Consider the following 22,272-nt stretch of genomic DNA (forward strand, 5'->3'; position numbering starts at 1 on the left):
CGCGTCAGCGCGCGCGCAGTTGCTTGACCTCGCCCCCGTTGGTGACCGTAACCGACACGGGCTGGCCCTTCTTCCAGGCGAGGAACTCCTGCTCCGTCTGGAGCTCGTGGCTCACCGGCGGCTCGCCCTTCTTCCAGGTGATGCGCAGCGTGTAGTGCTCCTCGCGCTGGAGCCGGTCCTCAGGCCGCGGAGCGAGGTCCGGCCAGCGCGGCGCCTCGCCGTCCTTGCCCGCGGTCTCCTGGCGCGCCACGTCCTTCCACTGGTACGTGTCGTAGCTGCAGCGCGTGGCGTAGATGGGCTCGTCGCGGTAGCGCGTCTCCTCGTTGCAGTCCTCATAGGACTCGTCGCAGTAGCGGGTGATGTCCTCGCACACCTCCTCGCGAAAGCCATTGCCCTTGTCCCGGGTGCGGCACTTCTCCTCGGTGCCGCACGCCTTCTTGCGCGTCTTCGTCCGGCAGACACGGTGGGTGCCATCGGCCACCTGTCGGCTGCCCCGGCGGCTCTGCACGCAGCCGCGGAGGTTCTGCACGCCCGCGATCTCCCCGGTGCCGTTGACGGGCATGCGCGCGGGCTGGAGCCGCAGCTCGTCCCGCCACCCCTCCTTCGTCACCGGCGAGAAGCGCTCCTGGGTGACGGCGCGCTTCCACTCGGTGCCCACGATCTCCCCGGCGTAGTCCTGGGTGCGGGTCATCCACACGCCGTAGACAATCGAGCCGAAGCAGCACAGGAACAGGCCGCCCAAGAGCACCCACACGACCTTGGAGACGGGCCCTTTCTTGGCGGGGACGGGGCGGGCCGGGCCCGGAAGCTCCCGCTCCCGCAGGGCCTGGGCGTCCTGGGAGCGCTCGGCCTTGCACTGCTTGCACCGGGGGTGGTCCCCGCGATTGGAGGCGCCGCAGTAGGCGCAGAACCAGTCCGCCCCCGCGCGCGCCATGTCCAGGGCCTTCTCGTCGGTCACGCCCTCCCGCCGGGACTTGCCCGTCGCCGCGTCCGTCTCCCCGAAGTCGAACTCGGACTCCGCATCCGTGAGCTCGCGGGGGTTGTTGCAGGTGGGGCAGCGCTTGTGCCGCGCGGCAATGCCCTTCGTGTCACACGACGAGCAGTTCCACGTGCCCTCGATGATCCGGATGCGCTTCGTCATGGGCGCATCCTAATCGGACGCGAGACGTCGGACGGCCTCCGCGAGCCGCTGCTTGAGCTCGGGGTGGGACTCCCGGGCGGCCATGTCCGCGAGCAGGCCCGAGAGGCCCCGACGCAGCGCGAGGTGGGCCACGAGCTGCCGCACGAGCCCCTCGGGGTGCTCGGAGAACGGCCGCAGGCGCGCCTCGGCCGAGGCGTTGTCCGCCGCGAGGCCCTCCAGGCACAGCAGCGCGAAGGACAGGCTCGCGGGGGACAGGCCCGGGGTGAGGGCCCGGCTCACGGTGTCCTCCGTGTCGAAGGGCAGGCCCGTGAGCGCGCCCGCCAGGTCGATGGGAAGGTCTTCCGGATACGTGGAGCCCAGGCGCTGGTTGAGCGCGCGGATCAGCGCGGACTGCTGGGCGGGGCGGTAGCGCAGCCGGACGATGAAGAGGCGGACGCCCTCCACGGCGCCCTCGTGGGCCTCGGCGGTGAGGAGCGAGCGCGAGTGCAGCGACCGGAAGCTGAACGTGGCCCGGTGCGTGGGCGACTGCTCGAGGAAGCGACGGGCCTGGACCCGTCCCGCGGCGCCCCGGGGCAGCGAGTCCATCGCCGGCTCGTGGGGATAGGCGCTGCCCCAGGCCACGCCATCCAGGAAGGCCGAGTCCTGGTAGCGCGCGTGGAGCTGGAGCAGATCCAACCCCTCCCGCGCACCCGTGCCCACGAGGCCCCGCTCGGTGCGCACCAGCGTCTCCTCCGCGGGGGCCGAGGCGAGGAAGTAGGGCGCGAGGGCCTCCTGGAGCGAGGCGACGGACTGCCCCGCGGGCAGCCAGAAGAAGGGGGCGTGCAGCGGCGACAGCGCGACCTTCAGCTCGGGGGCGGACTCCGGGTCCAGCAGCAGCCAGGCGCGGGTCTTCTGGCCCAGGCGCGCGGTGGCCGTCGGCCCCAGGCCCACCGGCAGGTAGCGCTTCGCCAGGGCCCGAGCGGCCGAGAACGCCTCCTCCGACAGATTCTGGCGCGCGCCCCCCCTGAGGGGGTCGTACTCCTGGAGCAGCTCCCGGCGCCGCGCCTCGGATTCGGCGGGCGAGAACCACTGAACTCCTACCTCCGCGGCCTTGGGATCCTTCTTCAGGGCGTCGAACCACCGGGGGGTCACAGTCACCCCGGGGTTGTAGCACGGACGCGCCCGGTATCCCCTGAACCCATGAAATCCGCTAATCGGCAAATTCCCGGACTAATAAGTTCTTGCCGCTAAACAGGAAAACGGACTAAGGCGCTCGACCGTTCCCCTTACCCCACGAGGAAGCCCCATGCGCCGAGTCAGACCGGACCACCGCCCTCCCCCGCCCTCGAACCGCCCCGCACGGATGCTGGGTTGGGCCACGCTGACGCTGCTGGCCACCGGCTCGGGCTGCGGCACGCCCGCGGAGACGGCGGCGCCGGCGACGCGGGACGTGGGCACCGAGCAGCGGGCGCTCGCGGCGGCGACCCTGCGGGTCACGCTGCAGACCTGGTCCAACCACTACCTGGTGGCGGACAAGGGGGGCGGCGCGGACCTCATGGCCTACAGCACCGTGCCCCAGGACTGGGAGACGTTCACCCTCACGGACACGAACGGAGGCTCGCTCGTCAGCGGTGACGTGGTGACGCTGCAGAGCATCAGCGGCCAGTACGGCTCGGCGATCAACGGCGGCGGCGGGGCCATCCGCTTCACCGCGACCTCGCCGCAGTCCTGGGAGCAGTTCACCATCACCAAGCTCAACGGCACGGGCGCCATCGGTGCCGGGGACAAGTTCTCGCTGCGCACGGTGGTCACCGGCCAGTACGTCTCGGCGACCAACGCGGGCGGAAGCACCGTGAACGCCTCGGGCGCCTCGGCGCGCGAGTGGGAGACCTTCACGCTGGGCGTGCTGGGCAGCGGCGGCGGCAACGGGACGGATCCCGACTTCGGCCCCAACGTCTTCGTCTTCGACCCCTCCATGTCGATGGCGACCATCCAAGGCCAGCTCAACACCGTCTTCAACCGGATGGAGAAGAACCACTTCGGCAACGAGCGCTACGCGTACTTCTTCAAGCCGGGCGCCTACAACCTGGACGTGCAGATCGGCTTCTACATGAGCGCGATCGGGCTCGGGCAGTCGCCCGACAACGTGACCATCACCGGCTCGGTGCGCACCAACGCCAACTGGTTCCAGGGCAACGCCACGCAGAACTTCTGGCGCGGCATGGAGAACCTCTCGGTCGTCCCGACGCTGGACGGCAACAAGATGGTGTGGGCCGTGTCCCAGGCCACCACCATGCGCCGCGTGCACGTGAAGGGCTCCATCAACCTGTGGGACAGCGCCTGGAACAACGCCTGGTCGAGCGGCGGGTTCATCGCGGACTCGCAGATCGACAACGTCATCAACTCGGGCACCCAGCAGCAGTTCCTCACCCGCAACACCCGCCTGAACAACTGGCAGGGGCAGAACTGGAACATGGTGTTCGTGGGCGATGAGCAGGCCCCGTCGGGCACCTGGCCCAACCAGGTCTACACCGTCGTGGACACCACGCCGGTCATCCGCGAGAAGCCCTACCTCTTCGTCGACGACGCCGGGAAGTTCGCCGTCAAGGTTCCCTCCCTGCGCACCAACAGCAAGGGCACCACGTGGAGCACCGGCACCACGCCCGGCGCCGTGCTGTCCATCGACCAGTTCCACATCGCCCGCGCGGACCGGGACACCACCACCACGCTCAACGCGGCCCTGAGCGCCGGCAAGCACCTGCTCATCACCCCGGGCATCTACCACCTGTCCGGCGCGCTCCAGGTGAACAACCCCAACACCGTCATCCTGGGCATGGGTCTGGCCACGCTCATTCCGGACTACGGCACCGCGGCGATGAACATCGCGGACGTGGATGGCGTGTCCGTGGCGGGCGTGCTCTTCGACGCGGGCGTCACCAACTCGCCCGTGCTCATCACCATGGGCAGCGCGAAGAACTCGGTCAGCCACGCGGCCAACCCCTCGGCGCTCTTCGACGTGTCGTGCCGGGTGGGTGGCGCGGCGGTGGGCAAGGCGACGAGCTGCCTCACCGTCAACAGCAACCACGTGCTGCTCGACAACATCTGGCTGTGGCGCGCCGACCACGGCAGCGGGGTGGGCTGGGACACGAACAAGAGCATCAACGGCATCACCGTCAACGGTGACAACGTGTCCGCCTACGGCCTGTTCGTGGAGCACTTCGAGGGCTACCAGACGCTCTGGAACGGCAACGGCGGCCGCGTCTACTTCTACCAGTCCGAGATCCCCTACGACGTGCCCAACCAGGCCAGCTGGACGCACGACGGCGTGAAGGGCTACGCCTCGTACAAGGTCGCCAACTCGGTGACGAGCCACGACGCGCGCGGCCTCGGCATCTACTCGGTGTTCTGGAACCCCGTCATCCTGGAGAACGCCATCGAGACGCCCTCGAACGCGAACGTGAAGTTCCAGCACATGATCACGGTGTTCCTCGGCAGCACCGGCGGCGCGGCGATCAACCACATCATCAACGGCACGGGCAACGCGGTCACCAACCAGAACATGGTGTCCAAGTCGTCCTACTGAGCGCCGCCCCACCGCGGGTGCCGCACGCCGCCGCCGGAGCCCCTCGGGGTTCCGGCGGCGTTTCACTGTCCGGGGCCGCTCAGGGGATGCTGAGCGGGTTGGCGGGATCGCTGCCCGCGGCCCGCTCGTCCCCGTCGAGGTGCCCGTCCAGGTCCCGATCGACGCCGATGCGCCAGCCCGAGCCCGGCGGCACACAGGTGAAGGTCAGCGCCGAGTCACCCGTGCACGACTGCCGCAGGGCCGCGTCGCTGATGGTGGCCTGCGAGGACCGGTCCCATTGGAACTGCCCGCCTCGCAGGTAGACGAGGCCGACCTCGGTCTGCGCCAGGCGCCCCTTGACCACCAGATCGCACTCGCCCACGTGGGCGCGCGTGAGCAGCAGGGCGATCCGGGGCACCACCGTCGAGACGTTCTGCGCCGTGAGCGTCACCTGCTGTCCGACGATGGGCGCCAGGTTGCTGTCGAACGCCAGCATGAACTCGCCCATGTCCCGCTTGGCCTGACGGCCCTCGGGCGTGTCGGGGATGCCCACCGTGTTGAACACCGGGTGGAAGTCGAAGCCGCTGTTGAAGCGGAACATCGTGTCGAGCGAGCCATCGCTGTTGAAGCCGAAGCCGCGCACCTGGTCACCCAGGAAGGGATCCGGCGGGAGGAAGCCGAAGGGGTAGTCCACGCCGAACATGCCAATCTTCTGGTACATGTTCCGCAGGTGCGGCGTCTTCGGGAAGATCGCCGTGCCCACGAACGCCGACTTGCCATCCGTGCCGAAGAGGCCCTTGAAGGCGCCCTCGCCCGGATTGTCGTTGGGATCCAACTTGTGACAGGACTGGCACGGCCCGTGGAAGAAGGTCGGGGTGTGGGTGAAGAAGTCCTTGCCCGCCTGCTGCGCCGGGGTGAGCGAGTTGTCCAGGTTGCGCACCGGGTTGGGCGGGTAGACGACCTGGAGCATGAAGTCCGTGAACTTCTGCAGCTCCGCGGGCGTGAGCTGCGCCTGACGGCCGAGCAGATCCATGAACGCCGGGTTGAACTTCTTGAACGCGGCGGCCTCGTCGAAGGCCCCGCTGTTGGGCTGCGCGTTCGGGGCGTCGTCGGCGCCGGAGCGGTCGCCACGCCAGTGCATGGGCCCGTGGTTGGCCATGCCGCGCAGGCTCTGCGTCGACAGGGGACCCTTGAGCGGGTGGAAGTTGGGATCCTGCCCGAAGGTGGGATCGTCCCCGAACTCGGGCGGCACCTGGGCGATGGGGTTCTTGTTGAGCGTGTAGGCGCCATCCGGGTTGCCCAGGTTCCACACCAGGCTGTCGAAGTCCCCGAAGATGTGACAGCTCGCGCAGGACGAGTCGCCGTGGCTGGAGGTGTAGCGCGCGTTGTAGAGGAAGGGACGACCCGCCACCACGCTCGCGGGCTCGGGGTTGTACATGCGCTGGTGGGCGATCTCCTTGCGCGTGGAGGTGTTCACCACGGACAGGCCATTGTCGAAGCGCGTCAGCACGTACAGACGCCCGCGCGCCTCGTCCAACACCATGCCCGTGGGCCCCCCGCCGCTCAGCTCGATATGATTGGCCGCGTTCGGCACGAAGGAATCGGCCTCGAGCGCGGCGGTGGCGAAGACGCCCAGCTTCGAGGAGCCGAACGCCGCCACGTACAGCGTGTCCCCTTTGGCGTTCACCGCCATGCCGAGCGGCTGCGCGAGGCTCTTCTCGCTCTCCGCGTTGGGCGTGGCGGCACAGCACGCGGCGTAGTTGATGTGTTTGTTGAGGTGCCGGGGCGCGACCTGCGAGCCGCTCAGCACGCTGATGCGGCTCTCGTGCAGGTGCCCGCGCAGGGTCGTCTTGGCGAAGGTGCCGGGGCCCTCGAACCGCAAGTCATTGCGGGCCTCGGTGTTGCTCACGTACACCTTTCCGTTCACCGGATTGACGGCCATGTTGAACAGGATGGTGCCCACCCCCGCGTAGAAGCCCGCCGAGCCCGCGAGCTGCACGGGCGGATTGGCGGTGGCGTTGATGACGAACACGTCCTTGTCCGGCAGGGAGAACTTCACGTGTTGCGTCCAGGAGCGGCCCAGGGAGTCGAGCCAGTCCTTGCCGTTGTACTTCACGAGCAGGCCCGTCTCCGGGGCCGGCACGCCCGCGGCGTTGGTGTTGGGGCCCGGCACGCCCCCGGCCTGCTCCCCGCCATTGGGCACCAGCGACTCGTGGATGATGGTGCTGCGGTTGCCCGAGTGGAACGCGGCGGCGTAGACACGCGAGCCGTCCGGCGTGACCGCCAGGGCCCGGGGGGTGTCGCTGAACAGGGTGAGGATCGTGAGGGGCGAGCCCGCGAGCGAGGTGCCCAGGTTGTTCGCATCGAACACCCAGACATCCGCGCGGCCAATCCCCGGCGTGGTGAACTGAGGGTTGAAGGGCACGTTCTGTCCCCGGTGCGCGGCGGTGATGAACGCCCGGCTCTTGTCGGAACCGGCGAACACGATGTCCCGTGGCTCGTCACCCACCAGCAGTGTGCGCACCACCAGCCCCGAGGCCCCGCCCGGCGCGACCTTCACGACGCTCACGCTGTCGGACAGGTGGTTGACGACCCAGACCTCCTCGTCGCTGCGCGCCGCGACCGCCACGGGCTCCAGTCCCACGGGGACGGAGAGCCGGTGCGTGAGCCCGCTGGCGGAGACCTGGTAGACCTCGAGGCGGTTGTCCGGCGTGTTGACGGCGAAGAGCAACGCGCCGTTGGGCGAGAGCGCCAGCGGACGGACCTGACCACTCTCGAAAAGGGTGAAGGGGGACGCGGACACCTCGGAGCCCAACCACAGACCCACGAACAGCGCCACGCGGACAAGGCAATTCCATACATCACGGCAAAACGCCGTGTTCCCGGCTCGCATGTGAACTCCACGCCGGGCGCGACCCCCCGGTCGGCACCCCAACGGAGAAAGGAGAGTCCTCCGGATCGTGCGCCTTCCGCGGGGGCATTGTAAAGGCCGGGCCCGAATTCTCGGCCTCCGGCGCGATGCGTCTTTCAGTCGAGCAGTTGCAGCAGATCCGCCCGGGTGATGGACGCGGCGCCCGAGGCGCCTCCCAGGGCGGCCTCGAACAGCGCGCGCTTCTTGTCCTGCAAGTGGAGGATCTTCTCCTCCACGGTCCCCTGGGACACCAGCCGGTACACCATCACCGGCCGCTGCTGCCCGATGCGGTGCGCACGGTCGGCCGCCTGCGCCTCCACCGAGGGGTTCCACCATGGGTCCACGAGGAAGACATGGTCCGCCGCCGTGAGGTTGAGCCCTGTCGCTCCCGCCTTGAGTGAAATCAGCATCACCGGAGGGCCGTCCGGTGACTGGAATGACGCGGCCACCTCGCCCCGGTTGCTCGTCGCGCCATCCAACCGGACAAAGCCAATGCCCGCCTCGCGCAGCGCGGGCTCGATGAGATCCAGCAGCGACGTCCACTGGGAGAACACGAGCGCCTTGTGGCCGTCCGCCACGGCCGTCCCGAGCGCCTCCACCAGCGCCTCCACCTTGGAGGACGTCTTGGCCTGCTGGCCAGGCACCAGCGCCGGGTGACACGCCGCCTGACGCAGGCGCAAGAGCGCCTCCAGCGCCTTGAGCACGCTGCCCCCCGCCTCCAGTTGGGACACCACCTCCTCGCGCGTGGCGGCGTAGACCGCGTCGTAGACGGCGCGCTCGCGCTCACTGAGCGTGACATGCCGCACGGACTCCGTGCGGGGGGGAAGCTCGGGCGCCACGTCGCGCTTGAGCCGGCGCAGCACGAAGGGGCGGATGCGCGCGCGCAGCAGCTCGGCCGCGCCCTTCTGGTTGTCCGTCACCGGCCGCGCCCACCGGGACTCGAACTCCTTGCGGCCCCCGAGCAGCCCCCGGTTGGTGAAGTGCATCAGGCTCCAGAGCTCCTCGAGCCGGTTCTCGATGGGCGTGCCGCTCAGGGCCACCCGGAAGGAGGCCTGGAGCCCATAGGCCGCGCGCGCCACCTGGCTCTCCGGATTCTTGATGGCCTGGGCCTCGTCGAGCACCACCGTGTCCCACATGCGCGCCCCGAGCACCTCCGCGTCCAGACGCATCAGCGCGTAGGTGGTGAGCGTCACGTCGGCCGTCTCGTCCAGGACGCGGCCGGGGCCGTGGTAGACGGAGACCTTGAGCGAGGGCCGGAAGCGCTTCACCTCCGCCTCCCAGTTGGGCAGCACGCTCGTGGGGGCCACCACCAGGGTGCCCGGGCCCAGGACGCACAGCGTCTGCAGCGTCTTGCCCAGACCCATGTCGTCCGCCAGCACCCCGCCGAGCCCCGCCTGACGCAGGAAGGTGAGCCAGCTCACGCCCTGGAGCTGATAGGCGCGCGGCGTCACCGTGAGGTCCGCGGGCAGCCGAGCGTCCGGCAGCTTCTCGAAGCCCTGGACGAGGGGCGCCAGCCGCTCGAGCACGGGAGGCGCGGGGTGCTCCAGCGTCTCACACAGGTCCGTGAGCTGCGGCAGGGCATGGTTGGCCAGGTGGCCATTGGACTCCCGCGCGGCGAGGAGATCCGCCACCCGCTGGCCGTGGGACTTCAGCCACGCGGTGGGCAGCGGCGCCCACCCTCCCCCTTCCAGGGGCACCAGGCCCAGGCCCTCCTCCCACGCCTTCAGCACGGCCCCCGCGTCCACCGTGCGGGGCGCGCCGCCCTCCTCCCCCTCCACCTGGAAGTCGAACGTGAAGCCCACCCGGGGCACGCCCGCCTCCGAGGTCCCGGCGTCCACCGACAGCACCGGACGCAGCTGGACATGGGGGCTCACCACCCGCGCGGCGTCTCCGGTGAGGCCGCCCCGCCAGCGCCGCAGCTTGTCGGCGAGTTGCACGGCCTCCTTGCCCTGCACCGTCACGCGACGGCCGGGCACCATGTTCAGCTCGTCGCGCAGCTCGTGGATGAGCTTCTGCTCGGCGCCCTCGTCCCGCACGGGCACCGCGCCCTGGAGGAACACCATGCGGCCGTTGTCGATGCGCACCGTGGGCGGCGCGCCGTACACCAGCGTGGGCAGTACCGACAGGCCCGACTCCAGCTGGTTGAGCTCCACCGAGATGCGCGGCTTGAGCGTGCGGTCGATGCGCGGCAAGCGCTGGCTGCGCACGTCCACCGGCATGCGCCGCGCCAGGTCCGGCAACACCTTGCCCGTCAGGTCCCCCATCTGCGCGGGCGAGAAGACCTTCTCCTGCGGCAGGCTCTCCAGCCGCGCGCCCGTGAGGCCCTGCTCGCCCAACTGACAGAGCATGCCGCCACACACCACGACGCCCGGGCACACCACCTCGGTGATGCGCGGGTCCTTCTCGAACCGCAGCACCGTCTGCTCGCCCCGGTCCTCCACGATGACGCGCGGCAGCAGCGGCTCGGGCGACACGGACACCAGCACCCCGTCGAAGAGCACGGTGCGGGCGGGCTCCAGCACCTTCAGGAGCGCGGAGAGCCGCTCGGGGGGCAGCGCGCCCCGGGTGGGCCGCGCCAGCAGCTTGTCCGCGAGCAGGTCACACGGCTCCACCTGGATGCGGGCCGCCTCCACCGGCTGGGCCAGCACCGACGCCAGACTGCGCGCCAGGAGCCGCGCGGTGTTGTCCGGACGCACCAGCAGCCGCTCGAGTTGCAGCCCGCCCTCCACGCGCTTGAAGCGGTACACCATGCGCTCGGACTTGGGCACGGCGGTGCCCGGACGCGCGCTGGCCGGAGCCCGCGCCGGAGGGGCCGCGGTGGGCCGGGATGGCGGCGGCGGCTTCGCGGCGGGGCGCGCGTGGTGCAGCACCAGGGCGGCGGCCACCACGTGCTCGCACGGGTCCACGCGGCCCCGGCAGTCGCACTCCCAGATGGCGTCCTCCGGGTAGAGCACCGTGGTGATGGGCGCGGGGCGGCCGGCGACGCGCACGCGCAACACCGCCTCCTCGCGACCCACGGAGTGGACCGAGACCACGCCCGAGCGGGCGAGGTTCGTGCCAGTGGACCAGGTCTCCGGGCGCGCTTCCTCCCGGACGGCTTCGAGCAACTCCTCGGTCACGGACATACAGGGCTCCATCCCTATCCCCGGGAGGGAGCCCACGCAACAAAGCGGCCCCGGGCGCTAGAAGAGGAAGTCGGTGGTGAGGAAGTCCGACTCGCGGCGGGTGAGGATGGACTGCACGAGCGTGGTGTTCTCGCTCGTCGTCTTGGCCGCCACGAGCGTGCGGATGGAGAACACCCGCAGCGCGTCCGCCACCGACAGCGTCCCCTCCGCCGAGTCCTTGCGGCCGTTGAAGGGGAAGGTGTCCGGACCGCGCTGGCACTGGCAGTTGAGGTTGATGCGCCCCACCTGGTTGGCGAACGCGTCGATGAGGCGTCCGATGCGCGTCGAGTCCCGGCCGAAGAGGCTCAACTGCTGGCCGAAATGCGAGTCCACGACGAAGCGCACCACCTGCTCGTCGTCGTCGAACACCATCACCGGAATCACCGGGCCGAACTGCTCCTCGCTCGCCAGCCGCATGTCCGCCGTCACCGGGTACACCACCGCGGGCGAGAAGAACGAGTGCCCCGACTCCCCTCCCCCGCGGTTGAGCACGCGCGCGCCCTTGGCCACGGCCTCGTCGACCAGCCCGCGCAGGTACTCGGCCTTGCCCGGCTCGGGCAGCGGCGTGAGCGCGACGCCGGGCTCCCACGGCATGCCGGGCTTGAGCCGCTCCACCGCGGCGGTGAAGCGCTCGAGGAAGGGCCCCACGATGTCCCGGTGCACCATGAGCAGCTTGAGCGCCGTGCAGCGCTGGCCGTTGAAGGACAGCGTCCCGGTGATGCACTCCTTCACGGTGTTGTCCAGGTCCGCGTCCGGCAGGATGATGGCCGGGTTCTTCGCGTCCAGCCCGAGCACGGACTTGAGCCGGTGGGGCCGCGGGTGCATGCGCTTGAGCTCGCTGGCGCCCCGGTTGGTGCCGATGAAGGCGAACAGGTCCACGAGGCCGCTCTCCATGAGCGCGCCCACCGTCTCGCGGCCCCGGCCGTAGATGATGTTGATGACGCCCGGCGGGAAGCAGTCCCGGAACGCCTCCAACAGCGGGCGCACGAGCAACACGCCGAACTTGGCCGGCTTGAACACCACCGCGTTGCCCATGAGCAGCGCGGGGAACAGGGTGCTGAACGTCTCGTTGAGCGGGTAGTTGTAGGGGCCCATGCACAGGGCCACGCCGATGGGCGCGCGGCGGATCTGCGCCATGACGCCCTGCTCCTGCACGAACCGGGACGAGGTGCGATCCATCTCCTTGAGCGCGCGGATCGTCTCGACGATGAGGTCCACCGTCCGGTCGAACTCCTTCTCCGAGTCCGGCTGGGTCTTGCCAATCTCCCACATGAGCAGGTTCACCACCGCGGTGCGCTGGGCCCGCATGGCGACGAGGAAGCGCTCCACGTGCTCGATGCGCTCGGCGACCCGCATGGACGGCCAGGCGCCCCGGCCATGGTCATACGCCTTCACCGCGGCCTGGAGCGCCTCCAGCGACTCGTGGGACGTGAGCAGCGGCGTGGCGCCGATCACCCGGGGCTGCACGCCCTGGGGCGTCTTCGTATAGACGGGGCTGCGCACCGGGTTGAGTTCTCCCGCCCAGGTCCGCAGCTCGCCCCCCACGAGGTACTCGCGCTGCTCCAGGTAGCCGGGGAGCCGCACGGAGGCGGGAATCTGTTCATCGGAGGGAAAGAGGTCATCGAGCGACGTCATGGAAATCCTTTCTCGGCCAGAATCTACGGCCCGGCGCCCTCGCGCGCAGGAGAACTTGGAGGGAGACACCGACATGCCGTCCGCTCAGCAAGTGCTCACCGAGATCACCCAGGCCCTGGCCGCCACGAACGAGGCCCTGCGCACGCACCCCTATCCGCGGGCCCTCGCGCGGGGCGAGCTGCCCCTCTCCGCGCTGCGTGACTTCGTCGGCCACCAGTACCACGTCGTCCGCAGCGACCTGCGCTCCATGTCCCTCATGGTGCACCGCTTCGCGGACGGACCGGCGTACGACTTCGTGTACGGCTTGTTCCAGGGGGAGGTGTCCGCCCAGCGCTCCTTGCTGAAGCTGGCGGCGCGGCTCGGCCTGAACGAGCAGGAATTGGAGCGCTACGAGCCGCAGGCCGGGGGCTTCGCCTACGCGGCCAACCTCGCCCTGGCCGCGGCGCACGGCTCGGCCGCGGAGCTCGCCTGCGCCCTGTACGTCAACTTCCAAGCCTGGGGGGAGAACTGCCAGCGGCTCTCGGCGGCCCTGCGCCAGAAGGGCTTCACCGCCGAGGACACGGCCTTCCTGGATGCCTTCGTGGCCCATCCCCCCTCCGAGCAGCAGGTGCTCGTGCTCCTGCAGGACGGGCTCGACCGGGGCGTGACGCCGCGGGCGATCCACCGCGCCACCCGGCTGTTCCAGGCCTACGAGCAGCTGTTCTGGGACACGCTGCTCGCGCTCGGACGCGCGCCATGAAAAAGGGGTCCCGGACACGCGCCCGGGACCCCTGAGTCCGACTCACCGCCCGGGGGCGGCGCGGGTCACTCCAGCGCGAACACCTCGGCGGAGGACTGATCCGTGTTGCTGACGCCGGCGGTCGCCAGGACGCGGCCGTCATCGAGCAGCGTGGCGGTGTGACCGTAGCGGTCCACGTTCAGCTTGCCCGCGGGGCACCAGGTGCCCGTGACGGGGTTGTACAGCTCCGCCGCCCACAGGATGCCCGTGGCCTGGTGGTAGCCACCCGCCGCCAGCACCTTGCCGTTGGGCAGGAGCGTGGCCGAGTGGAAGCGGCGCGGCGTGGCCATGCTGCCCGTCGCCTTCCAGGTGCCCGTGGCCGGATCGTACAGCTCCGCCGCCACGCTGTTGGCCACCTGGTAGCTGTCACCGCCACCCGCCACGAGCACCTTGCCGGTGGGCAGGAGCGTGGCCGAGTGGAAGCGGCGCGCGTTCACCAGGGCGCCCACGCTCGTCGAGCCGCCCGTGGCCGGGTCGTACACTTCCGCCGAGCCCAGCGTCTCCCGCGTGTCGTCACCCCCACCGGCCAGGAGCACCTTGCCGTTGGGCAGCAGCGTGGCCGAGTGATCGCGGCGCGCGGCCTTCAGGTTGCCCGCGAGCGACCAGGTGCCCGTGGCCGGATCGAACAGCTCCACCGAGGACAGCGCGACCCCAGCGGTGTCCTCGCCACCCGTCACCAGCACCTTGCCATTGGGCAGCAGCGTGGCCGTGTGGTGCGTGCGGAACACGACCAGGTTGCCCGTGGGGCGCCAGCGGCCCAGGTCGGGGGAGTAGAGCTCGGAGGTGGCGCCCGTCTTGGGGCACGTCCCGCCACCGGCGATCAGCACGCGCCCGTCCGTCAGGCGCGTCATGGAGTGGTAGCGGTGCGGGGCCAGCGTGTCACCCGTGCGCGACCAGGTGCCCGTCTCGGCGTTGTACACCTCGGAGGTGGTGTTGAAGCCGCCCGCCGTCAGCACGCGGCCATCCTGGAGCAGCGACGAGGTGTGCAGCAGGCGCGGCAGCGCCAGGCTGCCCGTGGGCGACCACGTCCCCTTCACCCGGCAGAGCGCCGCGACGCCCGGGGCCTGCGAGCGGAAGGTGTTGAGCCCCGGGGTGAGCCAGTTGGCCGCCGGGTGCGCCGGGATGGTGCCGTCGTCGTTGACGTTGGTGATGGAGTAGGCGTGCTGGTTCCAGATGCCCCGCGTGCCCACCCACTCGTCCTTCGGATCCCGGAACACGCGGATGCCATTGAAGCCCGGGTAGGCGTGGTTGTTGGCGGCGACGATGATCTCCGCGCTGCCGTCCTTGTCCACGTCCACGATGATGGGGTTCTCGTGGGTGGTGCCGGAGCTGTTGCGCGTCTCCCAGCGCAGCGCGCCCGTGCGGCCATCGAAGATGCGCACGCGCGTCTCGTCCGAGAGCACCACCTCGAGCCGACCGTCCGCCTCGAAGTCGAAGGTGGTGGAGGTCGTCTTGCCGGAGCTGTAGTCCTGGATGGCGTAGGTCCACTTCACCGCGCCATTGGCGCCGTAGACCGTGTAGTTCCAGTCACCCGACAGGCCGATGTCCAGCTTCCCGTCCCCGTCGAAGTCCGCGATGTTCGGCGGACCGCCGTGGCCCGCCTCCGCCTGCGGGCGGCCCGTGATGTGGACGTCCCGCGTCCACAGGAGCGAGCAGTCGTCGTCGAGCAGGCTCACCTTGCCGTTGCCCGCGACCACGATCTCCGCGGCGGGATCCTCGTCGAAGTTGCCCACGCCCGCGAAGCCATGGGGGATGCTCGTGTTGGCGCACTTGAGCGAGCCGTCATGGCGGTAGACGGCGCGGCCGTTGATGACCTCCTGCAGGCCGTCCTGATCGATGTCCGCCGCGAAGGAGATGGGACCGGTGTACAGCGCGCCGCCCATGCCGTCCGAGCCCACCCACTTGAGCGCGCCGGTGTTCGAGTAGACGCGGTTGCCGTCGAGGATCTCCACGGTGCCGTCGCCATCGAGGTCCGCGAGCGAGGGGCCACCCCACTCGTTGTAGTCATACGCGGCCTCGGCCGAGCGGAACTTGAAGGTGCCGTCGTGCTCGATGCAGAGGATGCCGCGGCCATTCTCGGGGATGCCGCAAATCTCCACCCGGCCGTCGCCGTCGATGTCGCCCGCGGCCAGGCTCGCCGCGGCCTTCACCCGGGCCGCCTTGTCCGTGGCGGCCCACAGCTCCTTGCCGGTGCTGCCGCTGATGGCGCGGATGACGCCATCCGCGCTGTAGTTGGAGCCCGCGAACGTGCTGAAGACGATGTCCGGGACCCCGTCCTTGTTCACGTCCACGACGATGGGCGTCATCATCACCTGCTTGTGCTCGGGCAGCACCGAGCCGCCCGTCCACGCCCACTGCTCCTCCGCGTACGCGGGCGAGTCCGCCGCCGCGGGCGCGGGGGTCGACACCGCCGCCTCGGGGGGAAGGGACACGGCGTCCGTGGGCGCCACCTCGGAAGGCCCGGAGGATCCGGAAGACTCTGGCACGGCCGGCGCCGTGTCGTTGGCGATGGCCTGGGCCCGTGACGGCCCCGAGACGCCGTCGGTCTGTACCTCACTGCAGGCCGTCAACGCCGTCAGCGCCAACAGTCCCGCGCGCTTCCAACTCCCGCTTCCCGCTCTGATCGTCATGGATGCCCTTGTCTTGCCGCGGTGCGTTTCCCTCCCGGAGATCCGAGCAAAGGCAGACATATCCCTCTCCAAGACAGGGCATGTCGGCGCTCAGGATCCGGGAAACGGTGGTAGAGCACATGATGCCTGCTTGTATTAAAAAAACCATTCAAAAATGTTGCGCGAACAACGCCTCTCTCCGTCTCCAGGACAGGGGGAGACAGACCACCCACGGTTACCTCTGCCCCGATGTATGGCTTGAGGTGCCTGATTGTTCGTTCCACGTGGGAAACTTCGTCGGCAATGAAACGAAAACGGGGGAGACGGGGTTCGCACCGGCGCGAGCCCTGTCCCCCCCTCGCATGCATGGCGCAACAGGCTACGGCGCCACGGGACCCCGGAGTGGACCGAACCCGACGTCATAGGTGCCATCCGGCAAAGGCCCCTTCATCAGGCGCACCGCGTGAGGACCGCGCCGGATGGAGGCCCCCGCCGCGCCACCCGGAGACACATACACACACGCGCTCGAGCTCTGGCCAGGCTGGCCATAGCCACCGCCATCGCCCGCGAGCAGCGTATAGGAGCCATCCTTTCGGAGATCCCCCGCCTTTCCGCCCTTGCCCCCCTCGAGACCGCCGGGCTCGCCCACGAGCCCGGTCCGCACGCCCTCGTCCTGGCCGCAGAACGCGAGCTCGTCGCGCAGGCCGAACGCCGACGCGGCCGCTCCGCCCAGGCCGCCCACGAAGCCCGCGCCTCCGCCTCCGCCCGCGTTCAGGCCACACCCCGAGGCCCCGCCGCCTCCACCGCCTCCGCCCCAAATGCTGCCCTGGTTGTCGAGGACGGCCGGCACCGTCAGGTGAATGGCCGTGCCTCCCGGCGCGCCCGCCCGGCTGCACGTGCGCTCGAAGAAGCCCTTGCCGCCATTGCCCCCCGAGCCGCCCGCGCCCCCCGCGCCGAAGATGGAGGCGTAGTTGTGGATGTGGACCGAGGAGCCCTCGGCCAGAAGGCCCGTGGTGAACGCGGGAACGCGCGCGTCGAGGGAGCCCACCGTGGCGTTGATCTCCACGCGCACCTGGACGGGCACCTCGGGAGCGCCCACGGCGGCCGCCACGTTGAACGCGGTGGTGTCCCGGACGATGACCGGGCGGAGCCGGACATGGGACAGCGCGAGGTGTCCCGAGAACGCCCCCTCCTGGCTCAGGTGGGACACGACGGGGACCTCACCGAACTTCGACAGGAAGTACTCCTCCACCTGGGTCGTGGTGTTGCACCCCGTTCCCGGCCACGTCAGGGTACGCGCCCCGGTGGCGCACACGAGCGTGGAGGGCGCATACGGATGGCCCAGCTTCACGGGCTCCAGCGCGGCCTTCTGGACCTTGGAGGCGGACACGCCCGTCACGGAGGAGTCGCTCACGGACTCGCCCACCAGCCGCACCCCCTCGACATTGCCCACGTAGGCGCCCTTGAGCGTCACCTGCGAGGGCTTCGCCGACAGGATGCCAATCTGGATGTTCGGCAGGTCCTGATCCACCTCCAGCGTGTAGCTGCCCCCGTCATGGTTGCTGAACAGGAAGACGTGGGACGGAGGCACCACCACCGTGAACCCGGTGATGACGGTGTGCTTCGCCTCGCCCTCCGCGCCGGACACGTAGCGCAGCTCATAGGCGCCCGCCTTCGCGGGTCCCGAGAACAGCAATGTCCCCGTCGCACCCGGGGGCACCGTCTGGCGCTCCTGGTGCGGGGCTCCCTCCTCGCCCGCCCGGAAGACCCCCACCCAATCGCTCTCGGGATGATCCTTGGGGGCCGACCAGCGCACCCGCAGGTCGACGCCCGCCCGGACAGCCCCCGGCGCCTCCAGGCTCAGCGAGTACGCCTTCTCCTCCGGCTTCGCGCAGTGCTCCTGCTCCGGCGCCTCCTCGCAGGTCTTCTTCGATTCCGCCGAGCCACATCCCGCCAGGCAGAGCGAGAGCGTCAGCGCCATCCAGCCGTGTTCATTCTTCACGTGGGTTCTCCTCGACCGCGGTCGCGCGTTGAACTCCAAAACCAACCCACCCTGATGAGTTGCGCGACGGATGGGTTATGCGGCGCCTTTTTCCTTTTCCGGAGGAGCAGTCACCGAGGAAGAGCGAAAAGCCATACAAGTGGGAAAATCATCCGCTCGTCGGGCATAAACAGACCACACAGCCCTGGATTCCGGGCGTGAGGGGGCGCGGTGGAACGGGGTGCTACAGCCCGCCTCCCCCGGAGCGTCGGAGGGACCTCCGGAGGGGGCATCCGTACTAGGGTGGGGAGACGATGAACGACACGAATGGCGCGCCAGCGGCCCCCCTGGCCATCGAGGTCCGCGACCTGCACAAGTCCTTCGGCGACCAACGGGCGCTGCGCGGGGTGGACCTGGTGGTCGCCGAGGGCACCACGTGCGTGCTGGTGGGCATCTCCGGCTCGGGCAAGTCCGTGCTGATGAAGCACATCATGGGGCTGCTCAAGCCGGACCGGGGCAGCGTACGCGTGCAGGGCAAGGACCTGGCCCAGATGGACGAGGCCGGGCTCAACACCATGCGCCGCGACCAGGGCATCCTCTTCCAGGCCAATGCCTTGTTCGACTCGCTCACCGTCTTCGACAACGTGGCCTTTCCCCTGCGCGAGCGCACGAAGATGAGCGAGGCGGAGATCCAGGAGACGGTGAACGCCACCCTGGGCAAGGTGGGTCTGTCCCACGCGGCCACGCGCTTTCCGGGCGAGCTGTCCGGCGGCATGCAGAAGCGCGTGGGCTTCGCGCGCGCCACCATCCTCCAGCCGCGCATCCTCCTCTATGACGATCCCACCGCCGGTCTGGATCCGCTCACCACCGCGGCCGTCAACGAGATCATCCTCACGAGCAAGCAGCAGCTGGGCGCCACCTCGCTCGTCATCACCCCGGACGTGGCCACCGCCTTCGGCATGGCGGACCACCTGGCCCTGATGGACGAGGGGCGCGTCGTCGAGTACGGCCCGCCCGAGACGTTCCGCGAGTCCCAGCACCCGGCGGTGAAGGCCTTCCTGCGCAACTGGCTCGCGCGCCGTTCGAAGAAGGACTCGGCGAAGGGCTCGGCCCCAGGTTGACAGGGCCCGGCGCGCCAGCGAGGAAGGAAGGCATGATCACCCTGCCCGACGGCGCGACGATGAAGGACTACCAACGCTACATCCACGAGCTGGAGACCCTGCACGGCTGGCTCAAGGTGGACCTGGTCCACAACTGCTTCCTCATGGGCGAGGAAGTGGGCGAGCTGTTCAAGGCGGTGCGCCGCTACAACAAGCTCTTCGACGAGGGGCAGGCCACGCCCAGCGAGCAGGCCCGCGCGAACCTGGCCGAGGAGCTGGTGGATGTCTTCAACTACCTGGTGGCCATCTCCAACCGGGTGGGCGTGGACCTGGAGCAGGCGTTCCGCGACAAGAACGCCCGCAACCAGCAGCGCACCTGGAGCTAGTCACAACGCCGAGGCGAAGCGCGCGGCGATGGGCACGGCGACCCGGCCGCCCACACCCCCGCCCTCCACCAGCACGGCGAAGCCGATGCCGTCGCGAAAGCCGATGAACCAGGCATGCGTGGGCAGGGGCGTGCCCCGGCCGAACTCGGCGGTGCCCGTCTTGCCCGCCAGCCCCGTCACCCCCGAGGCGGCGCGCGCCGAGCCCTCGGTGACGACCGCGCGCATGAGCGTGTGCAGCTTGGCCCGCGTCCCCGCCGCCAGGGCGGTGCTCGGTCCGTCCTTCAAGTCCGCCAGCAGGTAGGGCGCGTGCCACCGGCCCGAACCGGCCGCCGCCGCCACCGAGGCCATGTGCAGCGGCGTGGCCAGCACGCGGCCCTGGCCGATGGCGGCCGCCGCCCGCTCGGCCTCGTCCCGGGGTCCGGGAAACGACGCCCCGGGCGAGGGCAGGCCCACGCCATAGTCCACCCCGAAGCCGAAGCGGCGCGCCGAGGACTCCAGCGCGTCGGCCGCCAGTCCCGCCGCGCCCATGATGAAGGCCGTGTTGCACGAGTGGGCGAAGACCATGCGCAGCCGCGCGTTGTCGAACGCCTCGCCCTCGAAGTTGCGGAACTGCTTGCCGCCCACGGTGGCGCCCGCCGGACAGGACAGCGCCGAGTCCACGCCCATGCCCCCGGCGAGCAGGGCCTCGGCGGTGATGACCTTGAACGTCGAGCCGGGCGGGTAGCGGCCCGTGAGCGCCCGGTTCAATGCCTCTCCGAGCGGCCGACTCGCCACGGCCAGGATGGCGCCCGTGCGCGTGTCCACCGCCACGAGCGCCGCCGGCTGCGTCACGCCGTCGAGCGCGGCGTCCGCCGCGGACTGCACCTCCGGCAGCAGCGTGGTGCGCAGGGGCGTGCCCGGTGTGCCCTCGATGCGCCCGAGCACGCGCACCTCGCCCGACGCCCGGGTGAGGCGGACCTCCCCCGAGGGACGTCCCGCGAGCTGGCGCTCGTAGGCGCGCTCCAGGCCGGACAGGCCCACGATGTCGCCGCGCTGGTAGAGCGGGCCCCACTGGGCGAGCAGCTCCGCCGTCACCTCGCCCACCCGCCCCAGGGTGTGCGCCGCGAAGCCGTCCGCCGGGATGAGCCGGGCGCTCTTCTTGCGAAAGAAGATGCCGGGCACGGGCGCGAGCGCGGCGCGCACCTGCTGGTAGCGCTCGGGCCGCACGTCGATGACGGACAGGAAGTTGGAGGGCGACACCCCGGGCGCGTCGAGCAGCTTGTCCAGGCGCGCGGGCTCCACCCCCAACCGGGCCTGGAGCGCCGCGGCGACCGCCGCCCGCTTCTGGATGCGCCGGGGCTCGACGCCAATGGAGATGAGCTCACCGTCCTCGGTGAGGGGTCGGCCATGCCCGTCCAGGAGCGCGGCGCGCGCCGGACGCGTGCGGGTGAGCGAGAAGTGGTCGCCCTCGCGCAGCGCGGGGTGCAGCACCTCCGGGGACCAGCGCACCCACCACCGGCCCTCGTGGAACACGAGCCGCATCGCGCCGTCCGTGCGCCACTCGCCCAGGCCCCGCAGCACGTGCCAGGCATGGAAGAAGGCCACGGCGCCCTCCCCTTCGCGCTCGATCCGATCGAGCTCGAAGCGGGACGAGACGACACGCAGCTCCTCGCGGAAGCGCTGGTGCCGGGCCTCGAAATCCACCGGGGGTGAGCGCACCGCCCGCCGCAGGGCGGCGAGATCCTCGGAGGCCCAGGCCTGGAGATAGGCCCGCGCCTCCGCATGGGGCTCCACCGCCACCGGGGGGGGCTCCGCCACGGGCCGCGGCTTCACCGTCGTACACGACGCCAGCAGCGAAGCCGCCGCAGCACAAATGACAACCCTCCACGCTCGCCAGGACACGCGCCTACTGTGCGCGCGGACGCCGAACCGTCAAGAAACCCGGCCGTGCGCCCGCGCCTGGCGGTGGGGGGGATTTAGTTGCCCGCCGTCTTGCCCGGATCGATGCCCAGCGTGCCCGGCGTCTCGTTGCGCAGCAGCACGCCCAGCGAGCTGGAGCCCAGGTTCAAGCCACACAGCAGATCCTGCCGGCTGCTGAAGCAGGGCAGCTCGGAGTGGGTGCGGTTGAGGGCGTAGAAGCAGCGGGCGCCGTTCACGTCCCACGCCGCCTCGAAGTTCCACGCCTCGGTGTCCTGCTGGATGCCGAGCGTGTCGTAGAAGTTGATGCGGTTGCCCGCGACGGTGAACGCCTTGCCGGTGCCGCAATAGTCGGCGCGCACCAGGCGCGTGCAGGCCTGGTGGTACGACTCGAGGGGCGTGCCGTTGTAGCTCGCCCACGGCCGGTAGCCCCAGAGCGTGCACTTGGCGATGGCGCCGCCCAGACACGCGAAGGTGAAGCGCTCCGGGTCGCTGTACTTGGAGCCGCCGCCCGGCACGTCCTGCTGGTAGTTCCACACGCCCGGCACCGGAATCGCCTGGACCACGGTGCCCTTGGCGTCACGGCAGGCCGGCTTCCACAGGTTGGTCGCGTCGCGGTACTCGAGGCTGTAGAGCTTGAGGTCCGTGTTGGGCGCCGGCGCCGCGTTCATCCCGGTGATGCGCATGCGCACGGTGCCACCCGTGCCCAGGTTGCCCTGGAACTCCACGCCGATGAAGTCCCGGTCCCGGATGATCTCGTAGTCGTCGTGGTCGTACTTCAGGTAGCCGTAGAAGGTGGTGCCCTGGAGCGACACGAGCTCCACGGGGGCACTGCCCTTGCGCGCCGGGTTGTAGCTCACGCTGGTGATGAAGTTGGACAGGTCCCCGCTGTTGAGGTCGCCGCCGTTGAGGTCGCCGCCGTTGAGATCCCCGCCGTTCTCCGCCGCCAGGGGGTTGGCGAGCACGGCCAGTTCGGCCTCCTCCTCGGGGAGGGTGGATCCGGCGCACGCGGACAGCATGAGGGCGCCAACAAGCAAGGACGGGGTCGGGTCAAAACGCATGAAAGTTCCTCGGGGGGAGGCCCAAGTGTCGTGGGCCCGGCGGCAAGGAAGGCATTCGTGAACTCATCG

13 protein-coding genes are annotated in these 22,272 nt (G+C 70.2%); 4 read left to right on the forward strand and 9 right to left on the reverse strand.

From position 1 onward, the window contains the following. Window positions 1-4 precede the first annotated feature (4 nt). Complete coding sequence (locus tag I3V78_RS31490; RefSeq protein ID WP_204493327.1) at window positions 5-1,141, reverse strand: hypothetical protein; 1,137 nt, start codon at window positions 1,139-1,141, stop codon at window positions 5-7. Between the two features lie 9 nt (window positions 1,142-1,150). After that, window positions 1,151-2,278: a hypothetical protein gene (locus I3V78_RS31495; RefSeq protein ID WP_204493329.1), complete on the reverse strand. Its 1,128-nt coding sequence runs from the start codon at window positions 2,276-2,278 to the stop codon at window positions 1,151-1,153. A 205-nt stretch (window positions 2,279-2,483) separates the two neighbouring features. Between I3V78_RS31495 and I3V78_RS31500 the strand changes: the two genes are divergently transcribed. Continuing rightward, the gene (locus I3V78_RS31500; protein ID WP_239576805.1) at window positions 2,484-4,703 is read left to right on the forward strand and encodes a fascin domain-containing protein; all 2,220 of its coding nucleotides are present in this window, start codon (window positions 2,484-2,486) and stop codon (window positions 4,701-4,703) included. A gap of 79 nt (window positions 4,704-4,782) precedes the next feature. On the opposite strand, the gene I3V78_RS31505 is transcribed toward I3V78_RS31500, so the two are convergent. The 3 genes from I3V78_RS31505 to I3V78_RS31515 form a co-directional block, all read right to left on the reverse strand. Beyond that, entirely contained in the window at window positions 4,783-7,575 is a 2,793-nt protein-coding gene (locus tag I3V78_RS31505) for a YncE family protein (RefSeq protein WP_204493332.1), read from the reverse strand. A 134-nt stretch (window positions 7,576-7,709) separates the two neighbouring features. After that, window positions 7,710-10,718 carry a DEAD/DEAH box helicase gene (locus tag I3V78_RS31510; RefSeq protein WP_204493333.1) on the reverse strand — a complete coding sequence of 1,003 codons (3,009 nt, stop codon included), beginning with the start codon at window positions 10,716-10,718 and terminating at the stop codon, window positions 7,710-7,712. 57 nt (window positions 10,719-10,775) lie between these two features. Beyond that, a complete protein-coding gene (locus I3V78_RS31515; RefSeq protein WP_204493334.1) occupies window positions 10,776-12,392 on the reverse strand; it encodes an NADP-dependent glyceraldehyde-3-phosphate dehydrogenase in 1,617 nt (538 codons plus the stop codon). A 73-nt stretch (window positions 12,393-12,465) separates the two neighbouring features. Between I3V78_RS31515 and I3V78_RS31520 the strand changes: the two genes are divergently transcribed. Next, window positions 12,466-13,131 carry a thiaminase II/PqqC family protein gene (locus I3V78_RS31520; protein ID WP_204493335.1) on the forward strand — a complete coding sequence of 222 codons (666 nt, stop codon included), beginning with the start codon at window positions 12,466-12,468 and terminating at the stop codon, window positions 13,129-13,131. Between the two features lie 65 nt (window positions 13,132-13,196). Here I3V78_RS31520 and I3V78_RS31525 read toward each other — a convergent pair whose 3' ends face one another. Next, window positions 13,197-15,800 (reverse strand): Kelch repeat-containing protein, encoded by a 2,604-nt coding sequence (locus I3V78_RS31525; RefSeq protein ID WP_204493336.1) that lies wholly within the window; start codon window positions 15,798-15,800, stop codon window positions 13,197-13,199. A gap of 358 nt (window positions 15,801-16,158) precedes the next feature. Then, entirely contained in the window at window positions 16,159-17,781 is a 1,623-nt protein-coding gene (locus I3V78_RS39550; RefSeq protein ID WP_275583512.1) for a hypothetical protein, read from the reverse strand. A 293-nt stretch (window positions 17,782-18,074) separates the two neighbouring features. On the opposite strand from I3V78_RS39550, the gene I3V78_RS31535 reads away from it, so the two are divergent. Together I3V78_RS31535 and I3V78_RS31540 are read left to right on the forward strand one after the other, a co-directional pair. Then, the gene (locus tag I3V78_RS31535) at window positions 18,075-18,881 is read left to right on the forward strand and encodes an ABC transporter ATP-binding protein (protein WP_204493337.1); all 807 of its coding nucleotides are present in this window, start codon (window positions 18,075-18,077) and stop codon (window positions 18,879-18,881) included. Window positions 18,882-18,913: 32 nt separating this feature from the next. Then, window positions 18,914-19,246, forward strand: coding sequence for a MazG nucleotide pyrophosphohydrolase domain-containing protein (locus I3V78_RS31540; RefSeq protein WP_204493339.1), 333 nt, complete (start codon window positions 18,914-18,916; stop codon window positions 19,244-19,246). On the opposite strand, the gene I3V78_RS31545 is transcribed toward I3V78_RS31540, so the two are convergent. Together I3V78_RS31545 and I3V78_RS31550 are read right to left on the reverse strand one after the other, a co-directional pair. Continuing rightward, window positions 19,247-21,127 carry a penicillin-binding transpeptidase domain-containing protein gene (locus tag I3V78_RS31545; protein ID WP_204493341.1) on the reverse strand — a complete coding sequence of 627 codons (1,881 nt, stop codon included), beginning with the start codon at window positions 21,125-21,127 and terminating at the stop codon, window positions 19,247-19,249. Window positions 21,128-21,201: 74 nt separating this feature from the next. After that, window positions 21,202-22,203 (reverse strand): ADYC domain-containing protein, encoded by a 1,002-nt coding sequence (locus I3V78_RS31550; RefSeq protein WP_204493342.1) that lies wholly within the window; start codon window positions 22,201-22,203, stop codon window positions 21,202-21,204. Between the last annotated feature and the right edge of the window lie 69 nt (window positions 22,204-22,272).

This window comes from Archangium primigenium (assembly GCF_016904885.1).
GTDB classification, from domain to species: domain Bacteria; phylum Myxococcota; class Myxococcia; order Myxococcales; family Myxococcaceae; genus Cystobacter; species Cystobacter primigenius.